Origin of the sequence: Mangrovimonas sp. ST2L15, from assembly GCF_001280515.1 — a bacterium.
In the GTDB taxonomy this organism is placed as follows: Bacteria; Bacteroidota; Bacteroidia; order Flavobacteriales; family Flavobacteriaceae; genus Mangrovimonas; species Mangrovimonas futianensis.
The window spans coordinates 115,551-139,468 of record NZ_LBIQ01000018.1 but is presented as its reverse complement, the minus strand read 5'-3'; the positions used below and the strand labels follow the sequence as shown (position 1 = coordinate 139,468).

Genomic DNA, 23,918 nt, shown 5'->3' with positions numbered 1-23,918 from the left:
CAATGAAATTTACAGCACATCAGATAGCGGGAATTTTAGAAGGAGACATTGAGGGTAACCCCGATGTTGAAGTATCTAAACTTTCAAAAATAGAGGAAGGCACTGAAGGCTCTCTTACCTTTTTGGCCAATCCAAAATACCAATCATATATCTATTCTACACAGGCTTCTATCACCATAGTTAATAAGACATTTTCACCAGAACATGACTTGTCAACAACCTTAATTAAGGTAGATGATGCCTATAAATCCTTTTCAAAATTGTTGGAATATTACAACATGGTAAAATTGAATAAGGAAGGAATAGAGCAACCGGTTTTTATGTCGGAAACGGCACAGCATGGTGAAAAGATTTATATTGGCGCCTTCACGTATTTGGGTGAAAATGTCAAGATTGGCAATAATGTCAAAATTTTTCCAAATGCCTACATAGGAGATAATGTAGGGATAGGTGATAATACCATCATATTTTCAGGAGCCAAAATTTATTCAGAATGTAAGGTAGGAAGTAATTGCGTGATTAATTCTGGAGTTATCATTGGTGCGGATGGATTTGGATTTGCGCCTAATGAAAATGGCGAATATTCCAAAGTGCCCCAAACAGGAAATGTTATTATAGAAGATTTTGTTGATGTAGGAGCTGGGACCACTATTGATAGAGCTACATTAGGTTCGACCATTATAAGAAGAGGTGTTAAATTGGATAACCAAATCCAAATAGCCCATAATGTAGAAATAGGTAGAAATACCGTAATAGCGGCACAAACCGGAATTGCTGGTTCAACAAAAATTGGAGAAAATTGTCAAATTGGTGGGCAAGTAGGAATTGTGGGACACATTGTTATAGGAAACAATGTAAAGATTCAAGCACAATCAGGAATAGGAAGAAATATTAAAGACAATGAAATGTTGCAAGGATCGCCAGCGCTTAATTATGGTGAATTCAACAAATCATATGTTCACTTTAAGAACCTCCCTAAAATAGTTAAAAACATAAACGATATTGAAAAGAAAATAAATGGCAATAGTTAATACGGAAGTTAAACAAAAAACCATTAAGGACTCCATTTCTTTAAAAGGAGTTGGTTTGCATACAGGAACTGAGGTTACTTTAACCTTTCAGCCTGCTCCTGAAAATTTCGGGTTTGCTTTTAAAAGAATAGATTTGGAAGGCACACCTATTATTGAAGCGGATGTTAATTATGTTACCAATACCCAAAGAGGAACTTGCTTAGAGAAAAATGGAGTGACAATCCAAACGTCAGAGCACGTTTTGGCAGCATTAGTGGGAATGGATATTGATAATGCCATCATCGAGTTAGATGCCTCAGAACCTCCAATTATGGATGGGTCTTCTAAGTTTTTTGTAGAAGCTCTAGAAAAAGTAGGGATCGTAGAACAGGATGCTTTCAGGGAAGAGTTTGTAGTAAGTGATGTGATTTCTTATACTGATGAAGACACTGGAAGTGAAATATTGGTTATGCCATCCAACGAGTATCAAATCACAACCATGGTTGATTTTGGTACCAAAGTTTTGGGAACCCAGAATGCCACTTTAAATACCATGAGTGATTTTAAAACTGAAATTTCATCTTCAAGAACTTTCAGCTTTTTACATGAATTGGAAACACTATTAGAGCATGGACTTATTAAAGGAGGTGACCTGAATAATGCGATAGTTTACGTTGATAAAGAAATTTCTCCAGCAACTATTGATAAATTAAAAATAGCTTTTAATAAAGATTCCATTGCCGTAAAACCCAATGGTATTTTAGATAATTTAACATTGCATTACCCTAATGAAGCGGCAAGACACAAACTACTTGATGTGGTTGGGGATTTGGCTTTAATAGGTATTAGACTTAAAGGAAAAGTTATAGCAAACAAACCAGGACACTTTGTCAATACACAGTTTGCAAAAAAAATGTCTAAGGTTATCAAGAATGAAAGAAGGAATAATGTTCCTAAAATTGACTTAAATCAAGAGCCTTTGATGGATGTAAATCAAATAATGAATATGTTGCCTCACAGGCAGCCCTTCTTATTGATTGACAAAATTTTTAGCTTAACGGATTCTTGTGTTATAGGTATGAAAAATGTGACCATGAATGAGCCATTCTTTCAGGGACATTTTCCAGGGGCTCCAGTTATGCCGGGTGTATTAATAGTAGAAGCCATGGCTCAAACAGGAGGTATTTTAGTGCTAAGCACCGTTCCTGATCCTGAAAATTATCTTACATTTTTTATGAAAATAGATAATGTGAAGTTCAAGCAAAAGGTGGTTCCTGGGGATACCCTAATCTTTAAATGTGATTTATTAACTCCTATTAGACGAGGTATTTGTCATATGCAAGGATATGCTTATGCTAACGGAAAATTATGTGCTGAAGCAGAACTTATGGCACAAATAAGTAAAGTAAAAAACTAAGAAATGAATCAACCTTTAGCATATGTCCATCCGGGTGCCAAAATAGCCAAAAATGTGGTAATTGACCCATTTACTACCATACATAACAACGTAGTGATTGGTGAAGGAACTTGGATTGGTAGTAACGTAACCATCATGGAAGGAGCGAGAATTGGAAAAAATTGTAACATTTTTCCAGGTGCTGTGATATCAGCTGTTCCTCAAGATCTTAAATATGATGATGAAGATACACTAACAATTATCGGTGATAATGTGACCATTAGAGAGTGTGTAACCATCAACAGAGGAACCACAGATAAAATGAAAACGGTTGTTGGTGACAATTGTTTAATTATGGCTTATTGCCATATAGCACATGATTGTATCGTGGGAAACAATTGTATATTTTCTAATAATAGTACCCTTGCAGGTCATATCACCGTAGGTGATTATGTGGTACTTGCAGGTATGACTGCTGTACATCAATTCTGCTCTATCGGAAATCATGCCTTCGTAACAGGTGGATCCTTAGTAAGAAAAGATGTGCCTCCTTTTGTTAAAGCTGCACGTGAACCTTTATCCTATGTAGGTATAAATTCAGTAGGACTTAGAAGAAGGGGATTCTCTACAGAAAAAATCAGAGAAATTCAGGATATTTATAGAATTCTGTATCAAAAAAATTATAACAATACTCAGGCTTTTGATATTATTGAAGCTGAAATGGAGGCAACTCCAGAGCGTGATGAAATCTTACAATTTATAAAGAATTCTCATCGCGGAATCATGAAAGGATACGTAAAATCAAGTTAAAATTATATGGCAAGTACATCAGATATTAGAAACGGACTATGCATTCGTTTTAATCATGACATTTATAAAATTGTAGAATTTTTACATGTAAAACCAGGTAAAGGTCCAGCCTTTGTAAGGACTAAATTGAAAAGTGTTACTACTGGAAAAGTGATAGATAATACCTTTTCAGCGGGACATAAAATTGAAGATGTAAGAGTAGAAACACATAAGTTTCAATTTTTGTATAATGATGGGGAGTTTTACCATTTCATGAATACTGAAGATTATACACAAATTAGATTGTTGGAAGCAGCTTTAGATCGTGCAGATTTAATGAAGGAAGGTGAAGTTGTAACTGTTCTTATCAACACAGAAGATAATTTGCCTCTATCAGTAGAGATGCCGGCAAGTGTTATTTTGGAGGTTACTCAAACTGAACCAGGAGTTAAGGGAAATACAGCTACCAATGCAACTAAACCAGCTACCGTTGAAACAGGAGCTGAAGTGATGGTACCTTTATTCATAAACGAAGGGGATAAAATCAAAATTGAAACTGAAAAAGGGACGTATAAAGAACGAATCAAGGAATAATTGAAATTTCCTAAAACATATCAGTTAAAGGAAATCGCATCTTTAATTGGGTGTGATTTTATTGGAGATGAGTCATTTCCTGTATTAGGAATGAATGAAATTCATGTGGTTGAACCAGGGGATATCGTTTTTGTAGACCATCCAAAATACTATGATAAAGCTTTACAATCAGCGGCAACTATCGTTTTAATTAATAAAGAGGTAGCTTGTCCGGTAGGTAAAGCTTTATTGATTAGTGATGACCCATTTCGGGATTTTAATAAATTAACCAATCATTTCAAACCGTTTGTTCCTTCTTCCAGTTCCATTTCAGAAACTGCCAAAATTGGAAACAAAACGGTCATTCAGCCTAACTGCTTTATTGGAAACAATGTAACTATCGGTGATAATTGTATTATTCATCCCAATGTAGTCATCTATGATGACACTGTAATTGGAGATAATGTGATAATTCACGCCGGAACTATTTTAGGAGCTAGTGCTTTTTACTACAAAAATAGACCAGAAGGATTTGATCAATTGCTATCTGGAGGGCGTGTGATTATTGAGGATGATGTTCATATTGGTGCTTGCTGTACTATTGACAGAGGTGTGACAGGAGATACAACCATAGGCAAAGGTTCTAAGCTGGACAATCAAATTCAAATTGGTCATGATACCGTTTTAGGTAAAAAATGTCTTTTAGCGTCCCAAGTAGGAATTGCTGGTTGTGTAGTGATTGAAGATGAAGTCACCATTTGGGGGCAGGTAGGAAGTACCAGTGGTATTACCATTGGAGAAAAAGCGGTCATCTTAGCGCAGTCAGGGGTTAGTAAATCTTTGGAAGGTCATAAAACCTATTTTGGGTATCCTGCTGAAGAAGCCAGACAGAAGCTTAAAGAAATGGCCTATGTCAAGGAAATCCCTAATATCATCAATAAACTAAAGAATCAATAGAATGAGTTCAAAGGAATTTGTCAAGAATTATTATAAAACTGATTTTATATACATTCTGGCACATTTCAATGACTTTTTTCATCCAGATTGCTTACTTCATTGGAATAGTAGCAAAGGATTCCATTCATTAGATCATCAAGGTATTTTTGATTTTATAAAGCGTTTAAATGCTGCTTTTCCAGAATTGAGAACAGAAATCAGTCACGTTTTACAAGAAGATAATTATGTAACTACCCGTTACACCGTTTACGTGACAACAGTTGAGAATGATGATGAAGAGACTGCTTTGGCACATTACATTAGTATTTGGGAACTAAAAGATGGAAAGTTGTTCAAAGGTTTCGAGATTAGTCAGTTGGCAGATGATGATGCTTTGGCGGCTAATTCCTTTTCCCAAATAAAAGTGTAAAAAACCTTTAATTTAATTAAGTATTAATTTAAATTTGTTTTCGAAAAAAAATATAAATCTATCATAAATGAGCGTTTTAGTTAATAAAGATTCAAAAATAATAGTTCAAGGATTTACTGGTAGTGAAGGTACCTTTCACGCTGGTCAAATGATTGATTACGGTACCAACGTAGTTGGTGGTGTTACTCCAGGAAAAGGAGGTCAAAAGCATTTGGATAAACCTGTATTTAATACCGTTAAAGAAGCTGTTGATCAAGTAGGGGCAGACACAACTATTATCTTTGTTCCGCCAGCATTTGCTGCTGATGCTATTATGGAAGCTGCCGATGCAGGAATCAAGGTAATCATTACCATTACAGAAGGTATTCCAGTGGCAGATATGATTAAAGCTGCTGATTATATTAAAGATAAAGATTGCCGTTTAATAGGCCCTAACTGTCCTGGTGTTATTACTCCAGAAGAGGCAAAAGTTGGTATTATGCCAGGTTTTGTTTTCAAGAAAGGAAAAGTTGGTATTGTTTCAAAATCAGGGACCCTTACTTATGAAGCGGCAGACCAAGTAGTGAAACAAGGTTTAGGAATCACAACGGCTATTGGAATTGGAGGAGATCCAATTATCGGTACTACTACCAAAGAGGCTGTGGAATTATTGGTCAATGATCCTGAAACGGAAGCTGTGGTTATGATTGGTGAGATTGGTGGTCAATTGGAAGCTGATGCTGCCAAATGGTATAAAGAAAGCGGAAGTAAAAAACCTATCGTTGGTTTTATAGCTGGTGAAACTGCTCCTGCTGGAAGAACCATGGGACATGCTGGCGCTATAGTTGGTGGAAGCGATGATACGGCCCAAGCAAAAAAGAAAATTATGAGAGAATGTGGAATTCACGTAGTGGATTCTCCTGCTGAAATCGGTAAAAAAGTAGCCGAAGTAGTCGGGTAATTCTTTTTAAATAGTATTGAAAACCTCGCAATATTGTGAGGTTTTTTTTATTTCGTCAATTTGTTATTAGTATATTTGAACAACAACTATTTTTTTAAAATCAAATGAAATTATTAGAAGGAAAAACAGCAATTATCACTGGTGGAAGTAGAGGAATCGGTAAAGGAATTGCAGAGACCTTTGCTCAACATGGAGCCAATGTAGCATTTACTTTTAGTTCTTCTGTGGGGGCAGCTCAACAATTGGAAAAGGACTTGGAAACTTACGGAGTAAAAGTTAAGGGATATCAAAGTAATGCCGCCGATTTTAATGAAGCTCAGAAATTGGTAGATGATGTCGTTGCTGAGTTTGGTTCAGTGGATATATTGGTTAATAATGCTGGAATTACCAAAGATAATTTATTGATGCGCATTAGCGAGGAAGATTTTGACAAGGTGATTGAAGTTAATTTGAAGTCAGTCTTTAATATGACTAAGGCTGTTCAAAGAACCATGCTTAAACAAAGAAAAGGCTCTATTATCAATATGAGTTCTGTAGTTGGAGTAAAAGGAAATGCTGGACAAACTAATTATGCTGCTTCCAAAGCTGGAATCATAGGTTTTTCAAAATCGGTAGCGTTAGAATTAGGAAGTAGAAATATTAGAAGTAACGTGATTGCACCAGGATTTATCGAAACTGAAATGACTGGTAAATTAGATGAGAAAACAGTTCAAGGTTGGAGGGATTCTATTCCATTAAAACGTGGCGGAACTCCTGAAGATGTTGCAAATGCTTGTGTGTTCTTAGCCAGTGACTTAAGTGCTTATGTAACAGGGCAAACCATTAATGTTGATGGTGGAATGTTAACATAATTTATGTCTTTAGAAACCATATTTTATATCATATTATCTGGAATCATAGCGCTTTTATTAGCGCTTTTTCAGTATAAATACCAAAGAAAGAACCAAGGCACCATAAATTGGATCTTGATAGGAATAAGATTCCTGTCCGTTTTTTTGCTGTGCTTGTTATTGGTTAATCCAAGGTTTGAGAAGGTGGTTTCTTATGAAGAAAAACCGACTTTGGTTGTTGCTGTAGATAATTCCAATTCTGTCGCTTATCTTGAACATGATAACCAAGTTAAGAGATTGATTGAAAGTATAGATAACAATGATGAATTAAAGGAAAGGTTTCATTTTGATTGGTATGCGTTTAGTGAAGATTTAACGGAACTTGATACTCTTGATTTTAAAGGAAAACAAACGAATTTAGATCGGGTATTTTCAGATTTAACTCAGATTTACAGACAGGAAAATGCGCCAACGATATTAGTCACTGATGGAAATCAAACCTATGGTGGAGATTATTCTTTTACTTCTGAAAAATATGGACAATCGGTTTATCCGATAATTCTTGGAGATTCTACAGTGTATAGTGATTTGAAAATTCAAAAATTGAATGTCAATAAGTATGCATTTCTGAAGAATCGATTCCCAGTAGAGGCCATACTGGTTTATAATGGCGAAGAAACTGTTAGTTCAACGTTTAAAGTAACTGTCGGGAATACAACGGTTTTCTCAAAAAATGTCACTTTTTCTCCTGATGATAATTCTGAAGTATTAAATTTTTATTTATCGGCTAATCAAGTTGGAGTGTTTACCTATCATGCCGAAATCATTCCTTTGGAGCATGAAAAGAATACGGTTAATAACACTAAAAATTTTGCAGTTGAAGTCATTGACCAAAAGACCAATGTGGCTTTGGTTAGTGCTATTAGGCATCCCGATCTAGGTGCTTTAAAAAAGGCCATTGAGAGCAACGAACAACGGGAAGCTACAATTTTAACACCAGGAGCTTTTTTAGAGAATATTGATAATTATCAATTAGTCATTGCTTATCAACCTAATACCACCTTTAAAAGGGTATTTGAATCATTCAATGATTTTTCCAGAAATGTATTTTATATCACAGGCACTCATACCGATTGGAACTTTTTGAATTCTTTGGATCTAGGTTTTAAGCAAACGGTTACCAATCAAAAAGAGGATTATCTAGCTTACCTGAATCTAGGTTATTCTAACTTTTTGATAGAAGAAATTGATTTTGAATCTTTTCCGCCTTTGCAATCAACGTTTGGAGAGGTAGATTATCAAATAGCAGCAAATCCTTTGTTATTTCAAAGAATAGGAAGTGTTTCAACAGAAAAACCTTTGCTGGCCACATTTGAAAGAAATCAAAATCGGTATGCCTTATTATTGGGAGAAGGAATCTGGAAATGGAGAGCCCAAACGTATCTGAATTCCAAATCGTTTTCAGAATTTGATACATTTTTAGGTAAGTTGATTCAGTATTTGGCGTCAACCAAAAAGCAGAGTAGATTAACAGTTGATTACGAATCTTTTTATGAGGGTAATAATAACATTTCTTTAAAGGCCCAATACTTCAATAAGAACTATGAGTTTGATCAAAGGGAGCCATTAGAAGTTGTTATAAAGGATGAAAATAGTGAACAGGTAACTACCTATCCATTGGTATTGAAAAATAACTTTTTTGAAGTTGATTTAAGCAATTTGCCACCATCCGATTATAGTTTTACGGTCAAGGCAGTGGATGAAAATATTTCCACCTCCGGAAGCTTTAAAATTTTAGATTACAATGTGGAACAACAATTCTTGAATGCCGAAATTACCAAGTTAAATCAAGTGGCTTCCCAAAGTCAAGGTAAAAGCTTTTTTTTTGATGATTATGATCAGATCATTAATGATTTATTAGAAGATAATCGCTACAAACCTCTCTTGAAAAACAATAGAATTGTTGTACCTTTAATAGACTGGAAATACCTTTTGGCATTGGTTGTGTTACTACTTGGTGCTGAGTGGTTTATCAGAAAATATAACGGACTAATTTAAATTTTTTATCATGGAGAGATTACCAAAAGTGGCAGTTCCTGCCATTGCAGCACTTATTTTTTTAATCATTATCCTAGCAAAATCTACAGTCACTATTGATGCTGGTCATGCTGCTGTATTATATGAAACTTTAGGAGATGGAGTAGATTCGGATAAAGCTCCGCTTGGACCGGGCTTTCATATAATAGCTCCATGGAATAGAGTTATCGACTATGAAACTCGCCAACAGGAAATTCCAGAAAAAATGTCGGTTTTGTCATCTAACGGATTAGATATAAAGTTAGATGCCTCTGTATTATATGAGCCAGATGTAAAGAATTTAGGAAAATTACATAATGAGAAAGGTGAAAACTATTTAAGCAGAGTTTTGCAGCCAGCCATTAGAAGTGCAGCGAGAAGCGTGGTGGGACGTTATACTCCTGAGCAATTATATTCTACTAAGCGAGACGCCATTCAAGAAGAAATTTTTGAGGAAACAAAAAAAATAGTAGAAAGGCAATATATTCAATTAAACAATGTGTTAATTAGAGATGTAACTTTGCCACCTACCATTAAAGACGCAATAGAGCGCAAACTTAGACAAGAACAAGAATCCCTAGAATACGAATTTAGATTAGTTACTGCTGAAAAAGAAGCTGAAAGACAGATTATTGAGGCTCAAGGAAAGGCAGATGCTAACCGTATCTTAAGTGCTTCTTTAACAGATAAAATACTTCAAGATAAAGGTATTGAAGCCACAGTAAAACTATCGGAATCTAATAATAGCAAAGTAGTTGTTATAGGATCTGGAGATTCAGGGATGCCAATAATTTTAGGGGATCAATAAAAAAGGTATTATCAGATTTAAAACTTAATAAAAATTTATAATTGTTATCCAAACATTTGGATATATGGATTTTTATTTTGAAAATTTGCATATACAAAACGAAACATGAATTTTATTCAATTACATCATCATCATTTTCATACTTGCACTCAGGCGAGCTGAAAATGTATTGAATAAAATCAAGATATTTAAAACCCGTTTGAGTAAATCAAACGGGTTTTTTTATTTCTAAATCCTTCGGTTTACTCAACTTAAAAAAATTAAGTAATGAAGAAACTAAAAATCGCTGTTCAAAAATCTGGAAGACTTAATGAGGATTCCATGAAAATTCTGAGAGATGTTGGAATTTCAATAGATAACGGTAAAGATCAGTTAAAGGCATCTGCAGCCAATTTCCCTCTCGAAGTATTTTATTTACGAAATGGAGACATCCCCCAATATCTCAATGATGGAGTAGTGGATGCCGCTATAATAGGGGAAAATGTTCTTTTTGAAAAGGGAAGAGAAATAAAGACAGTTGAAAAATTAGGGTTTTCAAAATGTAAAGTATCTGTGGCCATTCCAAAATCTAAAAGTTATAATACGCTCTCTGATTTAAACGGAAAACGAATTGCTACTTCTTATCCAAATACGGTTAAGGAATTTTTGAAAGAGAATGGCGTAAATGCAGAATTACATATCATTAATGGTTCTGTAGAAATTGCCCCTAATATAGGTTTAGCTGATGCTATTGTTGATATTGTTTCCAGTGGCAGTACCTTGTTTAAAAACAACTTAAAGGAGGTAGAAGTACTTTTAAAATCGGAAGCGGTATTGGCTGTTTCTCCAAAGATTGGCGAGGTAGAACAAACTATTTTACAGCGTTTGCAATTCCGTATCCAATCCGTTTTAAAAGGTAGGCAGAATAAATATGTTCTCTTGAATGCGCCTAATGACAAGATAGATGATATTATTAGAATTTTACCGGGAATGAATAGTCCTACCATTATGCCTTTAGCTAAGGAAGGTTGGAGTTCTTTACACTCGGTTATCAATAAAAATGAATTTTGGGAAGTAATAGATGAGCTTAAACTCAATGGTGCCGAAGGAATTTTAGTATGTCCAATAGAAAATATGGTATTGTAAATGAAAACGATAGTAAATCCAAAAAGAGAAGGCTGGGAAGAAATTTTAAAGCGTCCTACCCAAAAGGTTGAAGACATTGAAAAGACGGTCATAGAGATTTTTGAGGATATCAAACGACATGGTGACACAGCTGTTTTAAAGTATACTTCCATATTTGATGGGGTTAATCTTTCTGATTATGTGGTAAGTCAACAAGAATTGGAGGAAGCAATTTCTAGGGTGCCTCAAAACTTGAAGGATGCCATTGAAATTGCCAAGAATAACATTGAACGGTTTCATGCCGCACAAAAAACAGGTAAAGTAGAAGTAGAAACGACAAAAGGTATTACCTGTTGGCAAGAAAAACGCCCTATTGAAAAAATAGGATTATACATACCTGGTGGTAGTGCGCCATTATTCTCTACGGTATTAATGTTGGTTGTTCCAGCTAAAATTGCAGGATGCCAAGAAATTGTATTGTGTTCACCTCCTAATAAAGAAGGTAAATTAGCAGATGAAATCTTATTTACGGCTCAGTTATGTGGCGTGACTAAAATCATTAAAGTTGGGGGTATTCAAGCGATAGCAGGCCTCACCTTTGGTACTGAAACAATTCCTCAGGTCTATAAGATTTTTGGACCGGGAAATCAGTTCGTCACTGTTGCCAAACAGTTGGCAACAAAATTTAATGTAGCCATTGATATGCCAGCGGGTCCTAGTGAGCTTTTGGTTTATGCTGATGAATTTGCTATAGCAAGTTATGTGGCTTCAGATTTATTGAGTCAGGCTGAACATGGGGGAGACAGTCAAGTGATTTTGGTCACACCTTCTTTGAAGTTATTAAAAGAAGTGGAGCAGGAAATAGGAATTCAGCTAGAAGAACTTCCAAGAAAATCTATTGCCCAAGCTGCCATTAATAATTCAAGGCTTATAGTATTGGAAAGTAATGATCAGGCTTTGGATTTAATTAATGAATATGGTCCGGAGCACTTTATTATCTGTTCGGAAAATGCGGATTATTTCGTTAATGGAATTAGGAATGCTGGTTCAGTATTTATAGGAAATTACACTCCTGAAAGTGCTGGTGATTATGCCTCTGGGACGAATCATACATTACCTACCAATGGTTTTAGTAAGTCCTATTCAGGTGTCAATTTGGATAGTTTTACAAAAAGCATCACATTTCAAAGGATTACAGAAGCCGGACTTCTTAATATTGGTGAAACCATAGAATTAATGGCTGAAGCAGAAGGTTTGTCGGCTCATAAAAATGCAGTTTCCATTCGATTGAAGGATTTAAAAACGGATAAGCCATGATGACTATTAATGAGATCAAAAATTTGGTAAGGCCATCGGTGATGGCATTAAAACCGTATTCCTCTGCCAGGGATGAGTTTAAAGAGTTCAACAAGGATCTTATTTTTTTAGATGCGAATGAGAATCCATTTTCTAATGGATTGAACAGATATCCAGACCCCCAACAAACTAAATTAAAGGAAAGATTATCAGAACTTAAAGGGGTTTCGATTGCCAATATATTATTGGGAAACGGAAGTGATGAAGTTTTAGATCTTTTAATTCGAGCATTTTGTGAACCCAATCAAGATGAAATATTGATTCTACCCCCAACTTATGGGATGTATCAAGTTTTGGCAGAAGTCAATAATGTGAAATTGAAAGCCGTTAATTTATCCGAAGAATTTCAATTAAGGGTAGAGGACATATTAATTTCAATTTCTGAAGACACCAAAATATTGTTTATATGTTCACCCAATAATCCGTCAGGAAACAGTTTAAATTCACGAGATATAGAAAGCTTATTGAAACAGTTTAAAGGACTTGTAGTAATTGATGAAGCTTATATAGATTTCTCTTCTCAATGCAGTTGGCTTAATAGATTACAGGAGTTTCCAAATTTGGTAATAACCCAAACTTTGTCTAAAGCCTATGGGTTGGCAGGGATTCGGTTGGGTATTTGTTATGCCTCAGAATTTATTATTTCTACCTTAAATAAAATAAAGCCTCCATATAATATAAATGAATTAACGCAGCAAAAGGCGTTGGAGCAATTGAATAACACAGAAGTATTTAAAACCCAAGTACAACAAATCATAACAGAAAGAAATGTTTTGGAAAGAGAATTAAGAAGCATCGCTTATATTTCTGAGATATATCCCTCTGATGCCAATTTTATTTTGGTCAAGGTAGATGAGGCAACAAAAAGGTATAATCAGCTTATTCGAAATGGAATCGTTGTTAGAAACCGTTCAAATCAAGTCTTATGTGAGAATTGTTTGAGAATTACCGTAGGAACAACAGAAGAAAACACTAATTTAATCCTAGCATTAAAAAGTATAATATGAGCCAGAAAGTATTATTTATAGATCGTGATGGAACCTTGATAAAAGAGCCCGAAGATGAGCAAATTGATGCTTTTGAAAAGTTGGTGTTTTATCCAAAAGTGTTTCAATATTTAGGAAGAATTGCCAAAGAACTGGATTACGAACTGGTGATGGTTACCAATCAGGATGGTTTGGGAACAGAAGTCTATCCCGAGGAAACTTTTTGGCCGGTTCATAACTTGATTCTTGAAACATTTGCTTCGGAGGGTGTTGTATTCAAAGAGCAATTCATTGATCGCACTTTTGCAAAGGATAATGCCCCAACCAGAAAGCCTAATACCGGCTTGTTGACCAAATATTTTTCTGAGGCATATGATCTTGAAAACTCTTTTGTTATTGGAGATCGATTAACAGACGTGGAATTGGCCAAAAACATTGGATCTAAGGGCATTTTTATTAATAACGAAAGTTATCTGGGTGAAGATGAAGTAACGGTAGACAGACAAAAATTAAATGATTTTATTGCTCTAGAAACGGATGATTGGGAGGCGATTTATAAGTTTTTGAAATTAGCTGACCGTTCTGCTTCCATAGTTAGAAACACCAAGGAAACCCAAATAGCGATTGATTTAAATTTGGATGGAACGGGACAAAGTGAGATTTCGACTGGTTTGGCATTTTTTGACCATATGCTTGACCAAATTTCTAGGCATGGGCAATTGGATTTAAGGATAAATGTAGAGGGAGATCTTGAAGTAGATGAACACCATACTATTGAGGATACAGCCATAGCATTAGGTAAAGTTTTTCATAAAGCATTAGGAGATAAATTAGGTTTGGAGCGTTATGGTTTCTGTTTGCCCATGGATGATTGTTTAGCTCAGGTATCCATAGATTTTGGAGGTAGAAATTGGTTGGTTTGGGAAGCTGATTTTAAACGGGAGATGATTGGAAAAATGCCTACAGAAATGTTCTATCATTTCTTCAAATCTTTTACAGATGGTGCCAGGTGTAACTTGAATATTAAGGCAGAAGGGAGCAATGAACACCACAAAATTGAAGCCATTTTTAAGGCTTTCGCCAAGGCCATAAAAATGGCTATTAAAAGAGATGTGGATAAAATGATTTTGCCATCTACAAAAGGGGTTCTTTAATGAAATTAGCGATAATAGATTATGGGGCCGGGAATATTAAAAGCATTCAATTTGCTTTTAATAGATTGGGTGTCAATGCCATTTTAACTCATGATGAAAAGGATATTATAAATGCTGATAAGGTCATTTTTCCGGGAGTGGGAGAGGCAGGTAGTGCCATGAAGATGCTTATAAAAAGTGGATTAGATCAATTGATTCCTGAGTTAAAACAACCGGTTTTAGGTATTTGCTTGGGAATGCAATTATTATGTAATTACACAGAAGAAGGAGATACCGAAGGATTAGGTATTTTTGATACAAATGTCAAACGGTTTGACCATTCCGTTAAAGTACCCCATATGGGCTGGAATGTTATTACAGATCTTCAATCAGATTTGTTTAAAGAGGTTCCAGATAGGTCCTATTTATATTTAGTGCATAGTTATTATGCCGAGTTGGGATCACAAGCGATTGCCAAAACCGATTATGGATTGGTTTATGCTTCCGCTCTAAACTATCATAATTTTTATGGAGTCCAATTTCATCCAGAGAAAAGTGGCGAAGTGGGGGCTCAAATTTTGAATAATTTTTTAAAACTTTAAAAATGCGAATTATACCAGCAATAGATATTATCGACGGCAAGTGTGTCAGACTCACAAGAGGCGATTTTGACACCAAAAAAGTATATAATGAAAATCCGCTGGAAGTGGCCAAACAGTTTGAAAATGCAGGCATTGAATATTTGCATTTAGTTGATTTGGACGGGGCGAAAGCTCATGAAATTGTCAACTATAAAGTATTGGAGCAAATTGCTACCAAAACGTCTTTAAAGATCGATTTTGGAGGTGGATTGAAGTCAGATGAAGATTTATATATCGCCTTTAATTCGGGAGCTAAACAAGTCACAGGAGGTAGTATTGCGGTTAAAAATCCTAAGGTTTTTGAAAAGTGGCTGAATAAATATGGAGGTAAAAAAATAATTCTTGGTGCCGATGCAAAAGATGAGAAGATTGCTGTAAATGGGTGGCAAGAACAAAGTGATTTGGATTTAATCACCTTTATCAAAGCCTATCAAAAAAAAGGCGTGCAGTATGTCATTTGTACCGATATTTCAAAAGATGGAATGCTTGAAGGACCATCCAATGAGCTGTATTCCAAAATTATCCATGAATGCTCCAATTCCAGCTCAGATCAATCAGTCAAGTTGATTGCCTCTGGTGGGGTGTCAAATTTAGATGATGTTGTTAAACTAAAGGAGCTAGGATGTGAAGGTGTCATCATAGGGAAGGCATTATATGAGAACAAAATTTCATTAAGAGATCTAGAAAAGTTGATTTAATGCTTACAAAACGAATAATACCGTGCTTGGATATAAAAAATGGAAGAACGGTTAAGGGGGTTAATTTTGTGAATTTAAGAGATGCTGGTGATCCTGTAAAGTTGGCAAAGAAATACGCCGATAAAGGCGCGGATGAATTGGTGTTTTTGGATATTTCAGCAACTTTGGAAGGCAGGAAAACAACCAGAGAGATGGTTCTTAAAGTAGCCGAACAAGTTAATATTCCTTTCACTGTTGGAGGTGGTATATCCTCAGTAGAAGATGTGGATATTTTATTAAAAAACGGAGCAGATAAGGTTTCTGTAAATTCAGCAGCTGTTAAAAGACCCGATTTAATCAACGAACTTTCAGCCAAATTTGGAAATCAATGTGTCGTTGTGGCTATCGATGCTAAAGAAATTAATGGTGAATGGAAAGTGCATTTAGCTGGAGGCAGTATTCCAACAGAAATTGGTTTGTTTTCTTGGGCTAAAGAGGTTGAGGAACGAGGTGCAGGTGAAATTTTATTTACTTCTATGAATCATGATGGAACCAAGAATGGCTTTGCAAATGAAGCTTTGGCAAAGTTATCCCAATATGTCAATATTCCCATTATCGCTTCAGGTGGTGCGGGAACCACGCAACATTTTGTTGATGCATTTGATAAAGGAAAAGCTGATGCAGCTTTGGCTGCTAGTGTATTTCATTTTGGGGAAATTGAAATAATAGATTTGAAAAAAGAAATTAAGAGAAATAATATAGAAGTACGTTTGTAATGACTATCGATTTTAGTAAAAATGAAAATGGTTTGGTGCCGGCAATCATTCAGGATGCGGAAACCAAGAAAGTACTGATGCTCGGATACATGAATGAAGATTCGTATCAAAAAACCATGAGCACCAAATTAGTAACCTTTTATAGTAGATCGAAACAAAGACTTTGGACCAAAGGAGAAGAAAGTGGAAATGTTCTTTTAATGCAAGATGTCAAAATAGATTGTGATCAAGATGCAATTTTGATTCAAGCAAAACCTTCGGGGCCTACCTGCCACAAGGGGACAGATACTTGTTGGGCTGAGGAAAACACACCATATTTTGGATTTTTAAGTGATTTGGAGGAGGTTATTGATGATCGAGTGAAAAATTTTGGTCCCAAAGAATCTTATGTGGCATCCCTTTTTTCAAAGGGCATGAATAAAATAGCACAAAAAGTAGGAGAGGAGGCTGTAGAAATGGTTATTGAAGCTAAAGATGACAACGACGATTTATTTTTAAACGAAAGTGCCGATTTACTTTTTCACTATCTCATGCTTCTTAAAGCTAAAGGATTTAGTTTAGTAGATGTTGTTGATATACTTAAAAAAAGGCATTAGAAACAACTAATGCCTTTTTTAAGAAGTTATATGATTGTTTTAGGAAATCCAGTGGTTTTTAGTAGCATAGTAAGCAAACCAAACCAAAAGAGCACTCAAAATAATTACCATAATCGGCATAATCATTCCTCCAGGTCCATAAACCTCACTGGCTCTGCTCATAAAGAGATTGTAAGACATTTGAGCGATAACGGCTATTAATGATAAAATTAATAGTGGTTTAGACCATTGCTTCTTTAGAATAAGTCCAAGACAACCAAATGCACCACCAAATACGGCTAAAGCAAAGGCGCCCGTTACCCAAGCTGGAACATCTATATAAAGACTTCTTTCAGCTTCAGGTAGAGCTCTTAAATCTTCTTCGGTCATGTATACTTGCCCCAAATAGGCAATAACTCCCATTAGATTCCAAATGAAGGCAATGATACTTACGGCCCAATACCATTTTGGTGGTTTGATTGTTAAATTGTCTGTCATTGTATTTTTAATAGTTAGATTAGCAGATTAGAATGAAGTTATAAAAATAATTTTACTTAGAAAAACAGATAACTTTTTAATCGATTAAATCAAAAAATAAGTGTTTCAAAAGCGTTTCTATTACCTCATTAAATGTCAATATTTAGGATACAGATTCCATGGATGGCAAAAACAACCCAACCTAAAAACCCTTCATTTAATGATAGATAGAACCTTTAAATATGTGTTGGAGGGGAAAACATTTAAAACTTTGGTGGCTGGTAGAACGGATGCTATGGTGTCAGCTAATGAAACTGCTTTTGAACTTTTCGTTTATGAACCCATCGATGATTTGGATCAATTTTTAAATTGGTTTAATTACAATTTACCTCAAGATATAAGGGCTTTAAATATCCAGGAAGTAGATGAAAGTTTTAACATCATCCAAAATTCTAAATTAAAGGAATATGTCTATTTGTTTACTCATGGGCAAAAATGCCATCCATTTTGCGCTCCAATCCTAACAACTATTTTGGACGAGTTGAATATCGATATAATGAAGATCGGAGCCAAGTTGTTTGAAGGACAGCATAACTTCAAGAATTATTGCTATCGAGCCACAGATCAGGGGTTGTATGATAGAACGATCGATACCTGCGAACTTGTTGAAAATGATTTGTATACAGCCAATTTTTTTCCAGAGAAGTCCTATATGCTTCGTGTGGTTGGGCAAGGATTTGGCAGAAATCAAATTAGATTAATGATGGGTGCCCTTATTAGATTGGGAAAAAATGAACTTAGCTTGGAAGATATTGAGTGTAGTTTAGACACATCTGAATTTTCTATAAGTAATTACATTGCACCAGCTTCAGGTTTGATTTTAAATAAGATCGAATTCCAATAAACCTCCTTCTTAAAACTTTTAAGAACAACAGATTAAATCTTAACATAATTTTTGTTAAAGAAAAAAAATGTAAGTTAAATACTGTTAATGTAGAGTATAAGTCACTCATTAGCAACGTATCTTGAATAAGAATCTTTTTTACGATTCATTATTATTAACCTTAAAACAATTTATTATGTTACGTTGGACTATTGCTTTATTAGTTATTGCTGTTATTGCTGCAATCTTAGGATTTGGAGGCGTTGCGGGAGCAGCTGCCGGGATTGCCAAAATTATTTTCTTTGTATTTCTAGTTCTACTAGTTATATCACTTGTTAGAGGTTTGGTTAAAAGATAATCATATCTCATTCTTAAAAACTTATTCAAACAATATTTTAATTAACCCTAAAACCTTAAAAATTATGAAACGTTTAATTTATATGTTAATGCTGATGTTTACCGTATCTACTGCCTTTGTAGGTTGTAGAGAAGAAAAGGATGCTGGAGATAAAATTGAAGAAGCTGCTGATGATGTAGGTGATGGATTGGAGGATGCAGCCGATGAAGTTGAAGATGCTGTAGATTAATAAACAGCACGCAACTTAATTCTTCTAATTGTTTAACCTTAAAATTCTTAAAATGAAATCGATAATATATACTGCTTGTTTCCTATTTTCAGGAGTTCTGTTGGCTCAAGAAAAGCCAAAAAATGTTTCTGAGGAAACAACCGTAAAAACCATTAAAATTGATAATGGTAGAGAAGTTACTGAAAAAAAGATCAAAGTAACGACCAAAGAGGAGCAGGAAATCAAATTGGATGAAGATGACAAGAATAAGGTCAATCAATCCATTGTAGCTTCACCGAAAAAAGTAACCAAAACTGTGGAAGTTGATAGCGATCATGATGTCTTTTATGATTCTAAGTTGCAAACTGCACAATATGTTTGCGATGGTACTATGTATGACTTTGACAGATGTGATACTGGTTTCAAGGTGGTCGCTGTTAAAAATGATAGTGATGTAAATTTTGGTAACGCGATTCAGTCAAGCACCAAAAACCATTACTTTTTTAGATCTGATAAGTATTCAGGAATTGGCTATTTTAACAGTCAAGGTAACTTTACCGTAGAATACTTCGATGAAAACAAAAATAAATTAGTCAAACAGGAATTTGTTGCTGTTAAAGACATCCAATAATTCCTTTAATAAATAACCATCAAGAAAAGTCCCATTCATTTGGGACTTTTTTTTTGTACTTTTAATTAAATTAAAAATGAATGGCGACACAATTATCTTCAGATGTATTTACTTTCTTGAACCAGTTAAAGAATAACAATAATCGTGATTGGTTTAATGACCATAAAAAGGAATTTCAACTGGTGCAAAAAGAGGTTAAGGCATTTTATGAGGTTTTATTGTCGAAATTGAAAATGCATGACGATGTAGATAATCTTAAAATTTTTAGAATTTATAGGGATGTTAGATTTTCAAAAAATAAAGAACCCTATAAAACCCATTTTGGAGGTTCTTTTCATAGAAAAAAACCTGAGTTAAGAGGTGGGTATTATTTACATCTATCTCCAAATAATGAATCCTTTATTGCAACGGGATTCTGGGAACCTAATAAAGATGATTTGAATAGGATTAGAAGAGAGTTTGAAATGGATGCTTCAGAAATGAGGGATTTAATGGCAGACCCTAAATTCAAATCGGTTTGGGGTGACTTACAAGGAGACGAATTAAAAACAGCTCCAAGAGATTTTGAAAAAGACCATCCCAACATAGATCTCATTAGGAAAAAACAATATATTTTCATCAAAAAATATACAGATAAAGAGGTTCTTTCAGAAAATTTCCTGGATGATGTAGACAAATCATTTCAATTGATTAGACCTTACTTTGATTATATGAGTGATGTCTTGACCACCAATTTAAATGGTGAATCCATTATTTAATATCTAAAATTGAAAAAGTTTTACCATTAAATTCTATATGATCTCCAGCTTTTTTATTTTTCATCAATTGCCCAATAGGCGATTGTAAAGAAATGGCATAATAGGAGCCTAAATCAAGGTCAATCTTTCCGATACTAGCAGATATAAAAAAAGAGTTTTCTTGCGTTTTTATTAAGCTTCCCAGTACACATGTTTCATGCCTAATATTTGGGTTGATACTTTTAATAATGCCCATTGTTTTTTGGGCATCATTTAAATATTGAGAATTTTTCTCTAAATCTTCAAAAAGCTTACTGTTTCCAGAGTCATCTTCCTCATCAGAACTTTTATCATTGGATTCAATGGATTCTTTGATTAGAGCTATTTCGCTTTTATAACTTTCAATACGCTTTTGTACATGGTCTATACAAACCTGTAGCAACTCAAATTTTGTATTCATTAATTAGGCACAGAGTGGCTGTAAAATCTGTAGGTTATCTATTAAGCGATCCTTGACAATATTCATCATCCTTTTATTTAAAGCAGAGGAATTAGTAATGTAAAATTGATATTCTTCAACGGTGAAATGACCAATGACCATACCTTTTAAAGAGTTTCTAAACTTAATGTCCTTCTGAATGGCATTTTCTATATACTCCATTTGTTTTGGCACTGTTAAACTATAAAATACATTTTTGTGCTTGTGGACATAATTTTTAAAAACTTCAACAAAAAGGTCATTTTGAAGTTTAATAATGGGTCTTAAAGTGGCATTTTGAAATCGTTCGTCGCTGCTCATGGTTTCAGTAAATACGGCTGAAGGAATTTGAGGACGACACTGTAGTAAGTCAGTACTTCGGTTTCTCATGGCTGTAAGTTTTGATTAAATTTAATCATATTGTTAGGTGATTATGTTGGGCTAATATTTTGATGTTAACATTTTTATCAACATTTGGGAGTTTACATTTTGAAAGCCATTATTATGAAGTACCTTTGAATAAAAGATTTTATATGAAATTTGGAAGTGTAGATAACCCAGAAAACATTGACTTTACATTACCTCCAGATCATATAGATACGAGCAGAGTGCTTAATTTGGTCAAGGATGACAATGAACCGGAATATTATGTGGGCTGCGCCAAATGGAATAGGGCAGATTTAAAGGGATTTTATCCCAGAGGCACCAAGGATGAGCTGTCTTATTATTCGCGTCAGTTCAATTCCATTGAGCTGAATGCTACTTTTTATAGAATTTTTTCTCCTGAGCAGTTTACGACTTGGTATGAAAAAGTCCCAGACCAATTTAGGTTCTTTCCTAAAATTAATCAGGAAATAAGTCATTGGAAACGGTTAAATGAGGTAAAGACTGTGGTTAATGATTATTTATACAGTGCTATACAACTCAAGGAAAAACTAGGAACGGTCTTTTTACAAATGCACAATAACTTTTCACCTAAGGATTTTGATAGGGTAATTGGTTTTGTAGAATCATGGCCTAAAGAAATTCCCCTTGCCGTGGAATTTAGACATACCGATTGGTATAATGATGAAGCTGTTGCCAATCAAGTTTATGATTTGTTGGAGAAAAATGATGTAACAAATATCATCGTAGATACTGCAGGTAGGAGGGATTTAATGCATATGCGATTAACAAATCCCAAGGCATTCATTAGATATGTTGGTGCTAACCACCCGAGTGACTATAGTCGTCTTGATGATTGGATTGCACGCTTAAAAGAATGGAAAGAACAAGGCATTAAGGAAATTGATTTCTTTGTTCATCAAAATATTGAAAAAGAATCTCCTTTATTGTCCACTTATTTTATTAAAAAGTTGAATCATGAGTTGAATGCCAATTTAAAAATTCCAAATGATTCAGATCAACAAAAATTATTATAATTATGAGATTCCACACCAGAAAATGGGTGAAACCAGAAGACCTTAATCCCAATGAAACCCTGTTTGGGGGGCAACTACTAGCTTGGATTGATGAAGAAGTAGCTTTGTATACAATAATTCAGTTAGAAAATTCTAGGGTAGTTACCAAATATATGTCTGAAATCAATTTTATGAGTTCTGCCAGACAAGGAGATATTATAGAACTTGGAATCGAGGTCATTAAATTTGGAAAATCCTCTTTAAGTTTAAGATGTGAAGCCAGAAATAAAATGACTAGAGAAACTATTTTAACGGTTGACAATATTGTTATGGTAAATTTAGGTAATGATGGCAAACCGAAACCACATGGAAAGACTGAAGTAGAGTTTGTGAAAAACCGATTGTCTTAACAAGGTTTAAGAATTTTTTGGAAGAGCTTAACATCTTTGAATGTAGTATAATTCGTAAATTTAGGGTAGATTAATCAATAATTAATAACCATTAACACTATGAAAAAATCACTTCTATTATTCATGGTTGTGGCTACCATTTTCTCTTGCGGTTCTACCAAAACAGCAGGAGTTTCCAAAAAAGTCATGAAAGGATACTGGAGTTTAAATTCCATTACCTATAGCGAATCAGGAGAATTTAATGTCAACCTTTTAAATGATGCCGAACAAGCATGTTTTGAAGGTAGTACATGGCGTTTTATCCCTAATAACAATACGGGGAATTATACGTTAAGCGGTATGGATTGTGACTCATCTGTACGCAACTTTGTCTTTAGTATTCAAACTATTGATAAGGATACAGGTTTGTATGATTTTATGTTAAAGCCTACCAATGCAAAACATAAATCTGAAACCAATCAAGGATTTAGACTTAAGTTAGCTCAATTGTCTGAATCAAATATGCAATGGCAACAAACCGTGACATTGGATGATGGAAAACCTTTTACAATATTTATGAACTTTACTAAAACAAGCGACTAATGAAAACTTATTTAAAACAAATAACAACAATGGTAATAGCCGTTTCGGTAATGTTTACCATGACCAATTGTGAATCTGTTCAAAACGCAAATAATAAGCAAAAAGGTGCTGCCATAGGTGCTGCTAGTGGTGCCATTATTGGTGCTATAATTGGTAACAATGCCGGTAAAGGAGGTAACGGTGAACTAGGGGCTGTTATTGGTGGTGTCATTGGAGGTGGAGCAGGAGTTCTTATTGGTAATAAAATGGACAAACAAGCCCAAAGAATTGAAGAGGAAATACCAGGGGCTCAAGTAGAAAGAGTGGATAATGGAATTGTAGTAACATTTGATGAAAATAGTGGTGTTTATTTTGATACCAATAAATATAATATTAACTCTGCTTCTCAAGTGACTCTTGATAAGTTATCTAATGTATTGAAAGAGTATCCAGATACTAATGTACTTGTAGTAGGACACACAGATAGCACTGGTGATGCCTCTTATAACATGACTTTGTCTAAAAATCGTGCTAACTCTGTTCGCGATTATTTTGTAAGTCAAGGTTTAAGTAGTTCAAGATTTACCACTAACTGGTTTGGTGAAACCCAGCCCATGTATGACAATGGAACTTCTGAGGGAAGATCTAAAAACAGACGTGTGAATCTAGCAATTTTACCAAATGAAAAAATGGTGGAAGATGCTAAAAAAGAAAGTGGGAATTAGGAGTATCCTAAATT

The 23,918-nt window shown here is 34.7% G+C and carries 30 protein-coding genes; 27 read left to right on the top strand and 3 right to left on the bottom strand.

The features are described from left to right. Positions 1–2 precede the first annotated feature (2 nt). The 18 genes from lpxD to hisIE all read left to right on the top strand — a co-directional run bounded on the left by lpxD (position 3) and on the right by hisIE (position 17,057). Complete coding sequence (gene lpxD, locus ZA07_RS01680; protein WP_053969998.1) at positions 3–1,031, top strand: UDP-3-O-(3-hydroxymyristoyl)glucosamine N-acyltransferase; 1,029 nt, start codon at positions 3–5, stop codon at positions 1,029–1,031. Further along, entirely contained in the window at positions 1,018–2,427 is a 1,410-nt protein-coding gene (locus ZA07_RS01675; protein ID WP_053969997.1) for a bifunctional UDP-3-O-[3-hydroxymyristoyl] N-acetylglucosamine deacetylase/3-hydroxyacyl-ACP dehydratase, read from the top strand. The genes lpxD and ZA07_RS01675 overlap by 14 nt, the downstream gene beginning before the upstream one ends. A 3-nt stretch (positions 2,428–2,430) precedes the next feature. After that, positions 2,431–3,216 (top strand): acyl-ACP--UDP-N-acetylglucosamine O-acyltransferase, encoded by a 786-nt coding sequence (gene lpxA / locus ZA07_RS01670; RefSeq protein WP_053969996.1) that lies wholly within the window; start codon positions 2,431–2,433, stop codon positions 3,214–3,216. A 6-nt stretch (positions 3,217–3,222) separates the two neighbouring features. Next, positions 3,223–3,789 (top strand): elongation factor P, encoded by a 567-nt coding sequence (gene efp, locus ZA07_RS01665; RefSeq protein ID WP_053969995.1) that lies wholly within the window; start codon positions 3,223–3,225, stop codon positions 3,787–3,789. Then, positions 3,790–4,725, top strand: coding sequence for a UDP-3-O-(3-hydroxymyristoyl)glucosamine N-acyltransferase (locus tag ZA07_RS01660; protein WP_053969994.1), 936 nt, complete (start codon positions 3,790–3,792; stop codon positions 4,723–4,725). 1 nt (position 4,726) lies between these two features. Next, positions 4,727–5,134, top strand: coding sequence for a nuclear transport factor 2 family protein (locus ZA07_RS01655; RefSeq protein WP_053969993.1), 408 nt, complete (start codon positions 4,727–4,729; stop codon positions 5,132–5,134). 67 nt (positions 5,135–5,201) lie between these two features. Beyond that, the gene (sucD, locus tag ZA07_RS01650) at positions 5,202–6,074 is read left to right on the top strand and encodes a succinate--CoA ligase subunit alpha (RefSeq protein WP_053969992.1); all 873 of its coding nucleotides are present in this window, start codon (positions 5,202–5,204) and stop codon (positions 6,072–6,074) included. A gap of 104 nt (positions 6,075–6,178) precedes the next feature. Continuing rightward, positions 6,179–6,925, top strand: coding sequence for a 3-oxoacyl-[acyl-carrier-protein] reductase (gene fabG, locus ZA07_RS01645; RefSeq protein ID WP_053969991.1), 747 nt, complete (start codon positions 6,179–6,181; stop codon positions 6,923–6,925). 3 nt (positions 6,926–6,928) lie between these two features. Beyond that, positions 6,929–8,962, top strand: coding sequence for a hypothetical protein (locus tag ZA07_RS01640; RefSeq protein WP_053969990.1), 2,034 nt, complete (start codon positions 6,929–6,931; stop codon positions 8,960–8,962). A gap of 10 nt (positions 8,963–8,972) precedes the next feature. Then, positions 8,973–9,788: a prohibitin family protein gene (locus ZA07_RS01635; RefSeq protein ID WP_053969989.1), complete on the top strand. Its 816-nt coding sequence runs from the start codon at positions 8,973–8,975 to the stop codon at positions 9,786–9,788. A 267-nt stretch (positions 9,789–10,055) separates the two neighbouring features. After that, positions 10,056–10,913, top strand: coding sequence for an ATP phosphoribosyltransferase (hisG, locus tag ZA07_RS01630; protein WP_053969988.1), 858 nt, complete (start codon positions 10,056–10,058; stop codon positions 10,911–10,913). Then, positions 10,914–12,209, top strand: coding sequence for a histidinol dehydrogenase (gene hisD, locus ZA07_RS01625; protein WP_053969987.1), 1,296 nt, complete (start codon positions 10,914–10,916; stop codon positions 12,207–12,209). Further along, positions 12,206–13,255, top strand: a complete 1,050-nt coding sequence (gene hisC, locus ZA07_RS01620; RefSeq protein ID WP_053969986.1) for a histidinol-phosphate transaminase — start codon at positions 12,206–12,208, stop codon at positions 13,253–13,255. Before hisD ends, hisC begins: the two co-directional genes overlap by 4 nt. Continuing rightward, positions 13,252–14,388, top strand: a complete 1,137-nt coding sequence (gene hisB, locus ZA07_RS01615) for a bifunctional histidinol-phosphatase/imidazoleglycerol-phosphate dehydratase HisB (protein WP_053969985.1) — start codon at positions 13,252–13,254, stop codon at positions 14,386–14,388. The genes hisC and hisB overlap by 4 nt, the downstream gene beginning before the upstream one ends. After that, positions 14,388–14,969, top strand: coding sequence for an imidazole glycerol phosphate synthase subunit HisH (gene hisH / locus ZA07_RS01610; protein ID WP_053969984.1), 582 nt, complete (start codon positions 14,388–14,390; stop codon positions 14,967–14,969). The genes hisB and hisH overlap by 1 nt, the downstream gene beginning before the upstream one ends. A 2-nt stretch (positions 14,970–14,971) precedes the next feature. Continuing rightward, positions 14,972–15,706, top strand: coding sequence for a 1-(5-phosphoribosyl)-5-[(5-phosphoribosylamino)methylideneamino]imidazole-4-carboxamide isomerase (gene hisA / locus ZA07_RS01605; RefSeq protein WP_053969983.1), 735 nt, complete (start codon positions 14,972–14,974; stop codon positions 15,704–15,706). Continuing rightward, positions 15,706–16,461, top strand: coding sequence for an imidazole glycerol phosphate synthase subunit HisF (gene hisF / locus ZA07_RS01600; RefSeq protein WP_053969982.1), 756 nt, complete (start codon positions 15,706–15,708; stop codon positions 16,459–16,461). The genes hisA and hisF overlap by 1 nt, the downstream gene beginning before the upstream one ends. Further along, a complete protein-coding gene (hisIE, locus tag ZA07_RS01595) occupies positions 16,461–17,057 on the top strand; it encodes a bifunctional phosphoribosyl-AMP cyclohydrolase/phosphoribosyl-ATP diphosphatase HisIE (RefSeq protein WP_053969981.1) in 597 nt (198 codons plus the stop codon). Before hisF ends, hisIE begins: the two co-directional genes overlap by 1 nt. Positions 17,058–17,096: 39 nt before the next feature. Here the strand turns inward: hisIE and ZA07_RS01590 are convergent, their stop codons facing one another. Next, complete coding sequence (locus ZA07_RS01590; RefSeq protein WP_053969980.1) at positions 17,097–17,534, bottom strand: hypothetical protein; 438 nt, start codon at positions 17,532–17,534, stop codon at positions 17,097–17,099. A gap of 100 nt (positions 17,535–17,634) precedes the next feature. On the opposite strand from ZA07_RS01590, the gene ZA07_RS01585 reads away from it, so the two are divergent. From ZA07_RS01585 to ZA07_RS01570, 5 genes are all read left to right on the top strand, one after another. Further along, on the top strand, positions 17,635–18,417 hold the full coding sequence (locus tag ZA07_RS01585; RefSeq protein ID WP_053969979.1) for a pseudouridine synthase: 783 nt from the start codon (positions 17,635–17,637) through the stop codon (positions 18,415–18,417). A 175-nt stretch (positions 18,418–18,592) separates the two neighbouring features. Further along, positions 18,593–18,754, top strand: a complete 162-nt coding sequence (locus ZA07_RS15835; RefSeq protein ID WP_082316484.1) for a DUF1328 domain-containing protein — start codon at positions 18,593–18,595, stop codon at positions 18,752–18,754. Positions 18,755–18,818: 64 nt separating this feature from the next. After that, positions 18,819–18,983, top strand: a complete 165-nt coding sequence (locus tag ZA07_RS16115) for a hypothetical protein (RefSeq protein WP_197276684.1) — start codon at positions 18,819–18,821, stop codon at positions 18,981–18,983. Positions 18,984–19,035: 52 nt separating this feature from the next. Continuing rightward, a complete protein-coding gene (locus ZA07_RS01575) occupies positions 19,036–19,593 on the top strand; it encodes a hypothetical protein (protein WP_157492019.1) in 558 nt (185 codons plus the stop codon). Positions 19,594–19,673: 80 nt separating this feature from the next. Further along, positions 19,674–20,351: a DUF2461 domain-containing protein gene (locus ZA07_RS01570; RefSeq protein WP_053969976.1), complete on the top strand. Its 678-nt coding sequence runs from the start codon at positions 19,674–19,676 to the stop codon at positions 20,349–20,351. On the opposite strand, the gene ZA07_RS01565 is transcribed toward ZA07_RS01570, so the two are convergent. Continuing rightward, positions 20,344–20,790, bottom strand: coding sequence for a hypothetical protein (locus ZA07_RS01565; protein ID WP_053969975.1), 447 nt, complete (start codon positions 20,788–20,790; stop codon positions 20,344–20,346). The genes ZA07_RS01570 and ZA07_RS01565 overlap by 8 nt on opposite strands. 3 nt (positions 20,791–20,793) lie before the next feature. Next, a complete protein-coding gene (locus ZA07_RS01560; protein WP_053969974.1) occupies positions 20,794–21,198 on the bottom strand; it encodes a hypothetical protein in 405 nt (134 codons plus the stop codon). A gap of 143 nt (positions 21,199–21,341) precedes the next feature. On the opposite strand from ZA07_RS01560, the gene ZA07_RS01555 reads away from it, so the two are divergent. The 4 genes from ZA07_RS01555 to ZA07_RS01540 all read left to right on the top strand — a co-directional run bounded on the left by ZA07_RS01555 (position 21,342) and on the right by ZA07_RS01540 (position 23,904). Continuing rightward, positions 21,342–22,229 (top strand): DUF72 domain-containing protein, encoded by an 888-nt coding sequence (locus tag ZA07_RS01555; protein WP_053970010.1) that lies wholly within the window; start codon positions 21,342–21,344, stop codon positions 22,227–22,229. 2 nt (positions 22,230–22,231) lie between these two features. After that, positions 22,232–22,618 (top strand): acyl-CoA thioesterase, encoded by a 387-nt coding sequence (locus ZA07_RS01550; protein ID WP_053969973.1) that lies wholly within the window; start codon positions 22,232–22,234, stop codon positions 22,616–22,618. 99 nt (positions 22,619–22,717) lie between these two features. Continuing rightward, positions 22,718–23,200 (top strand): lipocalin family protein, encoded by a 483-nt coding sequence (locus ZA07_RS01545; protein ID WP_053969972.1) that lies wholly within the window; start codon positions 22,718–22,720, stop codon positions 23,198–23,200. Beyond that, on the top strand, positions 23,200–23,904 hold the full coding sequence (locus ZA07_RS01540; RefSeq protein WP_053969971.1) for an OmpA family protein: 705 nt from the start codon (positions 23,200–23,202) through the stop codon (positions 23,902–23,904). Before ZA07_RS01545 ends, ZA07_RS01540 begins: the two co-directional genes overlap by 1 nt. The last annotated feature ends 14 nt before the right edge of the window (positions 23,905–23,918 follow it).

What these genes read in the sequence shown, in the direction of transcription:
- hisD (WP_053969987.1), top strand. Translation starts at nt 10,914, where the DNA reads ATGAAAACGATAGTAAATCCAAAAAGAGAAGGCTGGGAAGAAATTTTA.
- hisH (WP_053969984.1), top strand. Translation starts at nt 14,388, where the DNA reads ATGAAATTAGCGATAATAGATTATGGGGCCGGGAATATTAAAAGCATT.
- fabG (WP_053969991.1), top strand. Translation starts at nt 6,179, where the DNA reads ATGAAATTATTAGAAGGAAAAACAGCAATTATCACTGGTGGAAGTAGA.
- lpxA (WP_053969996.1), top strand. Translation starts at nt 2,431, where the DNA reads ATGAATCAACCTTTAGCATATGTCCATCCGGGTGCCAAAATAGCCAAA.
- hisB (WP_053969985.1), top strand. Translation starts at nt 13,252, where the DNA reads ATGAGCCAGAAAGTATTATTTATAGATCGTGATGGAACCTTGATAAAA.
- ZA07_RS01545 (WP_053969972.1), top strand. Translation starts at nt 22,718, where the DNA reads ATGAAAAAATCACTTCTATTATTCATGGTTGTGGCTACCATTTTCTCT.
- hisA (WP_053969983.1), top strand. Translation starts at nt 14,972, where the DNA reads ATGCGAATTATACCAGCAATAGATATTATCGACGGCAAGTGTGTCAGA.
- ZA07_RS01560 (WP_053969974.1), bottom strand. Translation starts at nt 21,198, where the DNA reads ATGAGAAACCGAAGTACTGACTTACTACAGTGTCGTCCTCAAATTCCT.
- ZA07_RS01575 (WP_157492019.1), top strand. Translation starts at nt 19,036, where the DNA reads ATGAAATCGATAATATATACTGCTTGTTTCCTATTTTCAGGAGTTCTG.
- efp (WP_053969995.1), top strand. Translation starts at nt 3,223, where the DNA reads ATGGCAAGTACATCAGATATTAGAAACGGACTATGCATTCGTTTTAAT.
- ZA07_RS01540 (WP_053969971.1), top strand. Translation starts at nt 23,200, where the DNA reads ATGAAAACTTATTTAAAACAAATAACAACAATGGTAATAGCCGTTTCG.
- ZA07_RS01565 (WP_053969975.1), bottom strand. Translation starts at nt 20,790, where the DNA reads ATGAATACAAAATTTGAGTTGCTACAGGTTTGTATAGACCATGTACAA.
- hisF (WP_053969982.1), top strand. Translation starts at nt 15,706, where the DNA reads ATGCTTACAAAACGAATAATACCGTGCTTGGATATAAAAAATGGAAGA.
- ZA07_RS01550 (WP_053969973.1), top strand. Translation starts at nt 22,232, where the DNA reads ATGAGATTCCACACCAGAAAATGGGTGAAACCAGAAGACCTTAATCCC.
- hisC (WP_053969986.1), top strand. Translation starts at nt 12,206, where the DNA reads ATGATGACTATTAATGAGATCAAAAATTTGGTAAGGCCATCGGTGATG.
- ZA07_RS01635 (WP_053969989.1), top strand. Translation starts at nt 8,973, where the DNA reads ATGGAGAGATTACCAAAAGTGGCAGTTCCTGCCATTGCAGCACTTATT.
- ZA07_RS16115 (WP_197276684.1), top strand. Translation starts at nt 18,819, where the DNA reads ATGAAACGTTTAATTTATATGTTAATGCTGATGTTTACCGTATCTACT.
- ZA07_RS01570 (WP_053969976.1), top strand. Translation starts at nt 19,674, where the DNA reads ATGGCGACACAATTATCTTCAGATGTATTTACTTTCTTGAACCAGTTA.
- ZA07_RS15835 (WP_082316484.1), top strand. Translation starts at nt 18,593, where the DNA reads ATGTTACGTTGGACTATTGCTTTATTAGTTATTGCTGTTATTGCTGCA.
- lpxD (WP_053969998.1), top strand. Translation starts at nt 3, where the DNA reads ATGAAATTTACAGCACATCAGATAGCGGGAATTTTAGAAGGAGACATT.
- ZA07_RS01555 (WP_053970010.1), top strand. Translation starts at nt 21,342, where the DNA reads ATGAAATTTGGAAGTGTAGATAACCCAGAAAACATTGACTTTACATTA.
- hisIE (WP_053969981.1), top strand. Translation starts at nt 16,461, where the DNA reads ATGACTATCGATTTTAGTAAAAATGAAAATGGTTTGGTGCCGGCAATC.
- ZA07_RS01590 (WP_053969980.1), bottom strand. Translation starts at nt 17,534, where the DNA reads ATGACAGACAATTTAACAATCAAACCACCAAAATGGTATTGGGCCGTA.
- ZA07_RS01640 (WP_053969990.1), top strand. Translation starts at nt 6,929, where the DNA reads ATGTCTTTAGAAACCATATTTTATATCATATTATCTGGAATCATAGCG.
- ZA07_RS01655 (WP_053969993.1), top strand. Translation starts at nt 4,727, where the DNA reads ATGAGTTCAAAGGAATTTGTCAAGAATTATTATAAAACTGATTTTATA.
- ZA07_RS01675 (WP_053969997.1), top strand. Translation starts at nt 1,018, where the DNA reads ATGGCAATAGTTAATACGGAAGTTAAACAAAAAACCATTAAGGACTCC.
- sucD (WP_053969992.1), top strand. Translation starts at nt 5,202, where the DNA reads ATGAGCGTTTTAGTTAATAAAGATTCAAAAATAATAGTTCAAGGATTT.
- hisG (WP_053969988.1), top strand. Translation starts at nt 10,056, where the DNA reads ATGAAGAAACTAAAAATCGCTGTTCAAAAATCTGGAAGACTTAATGAG.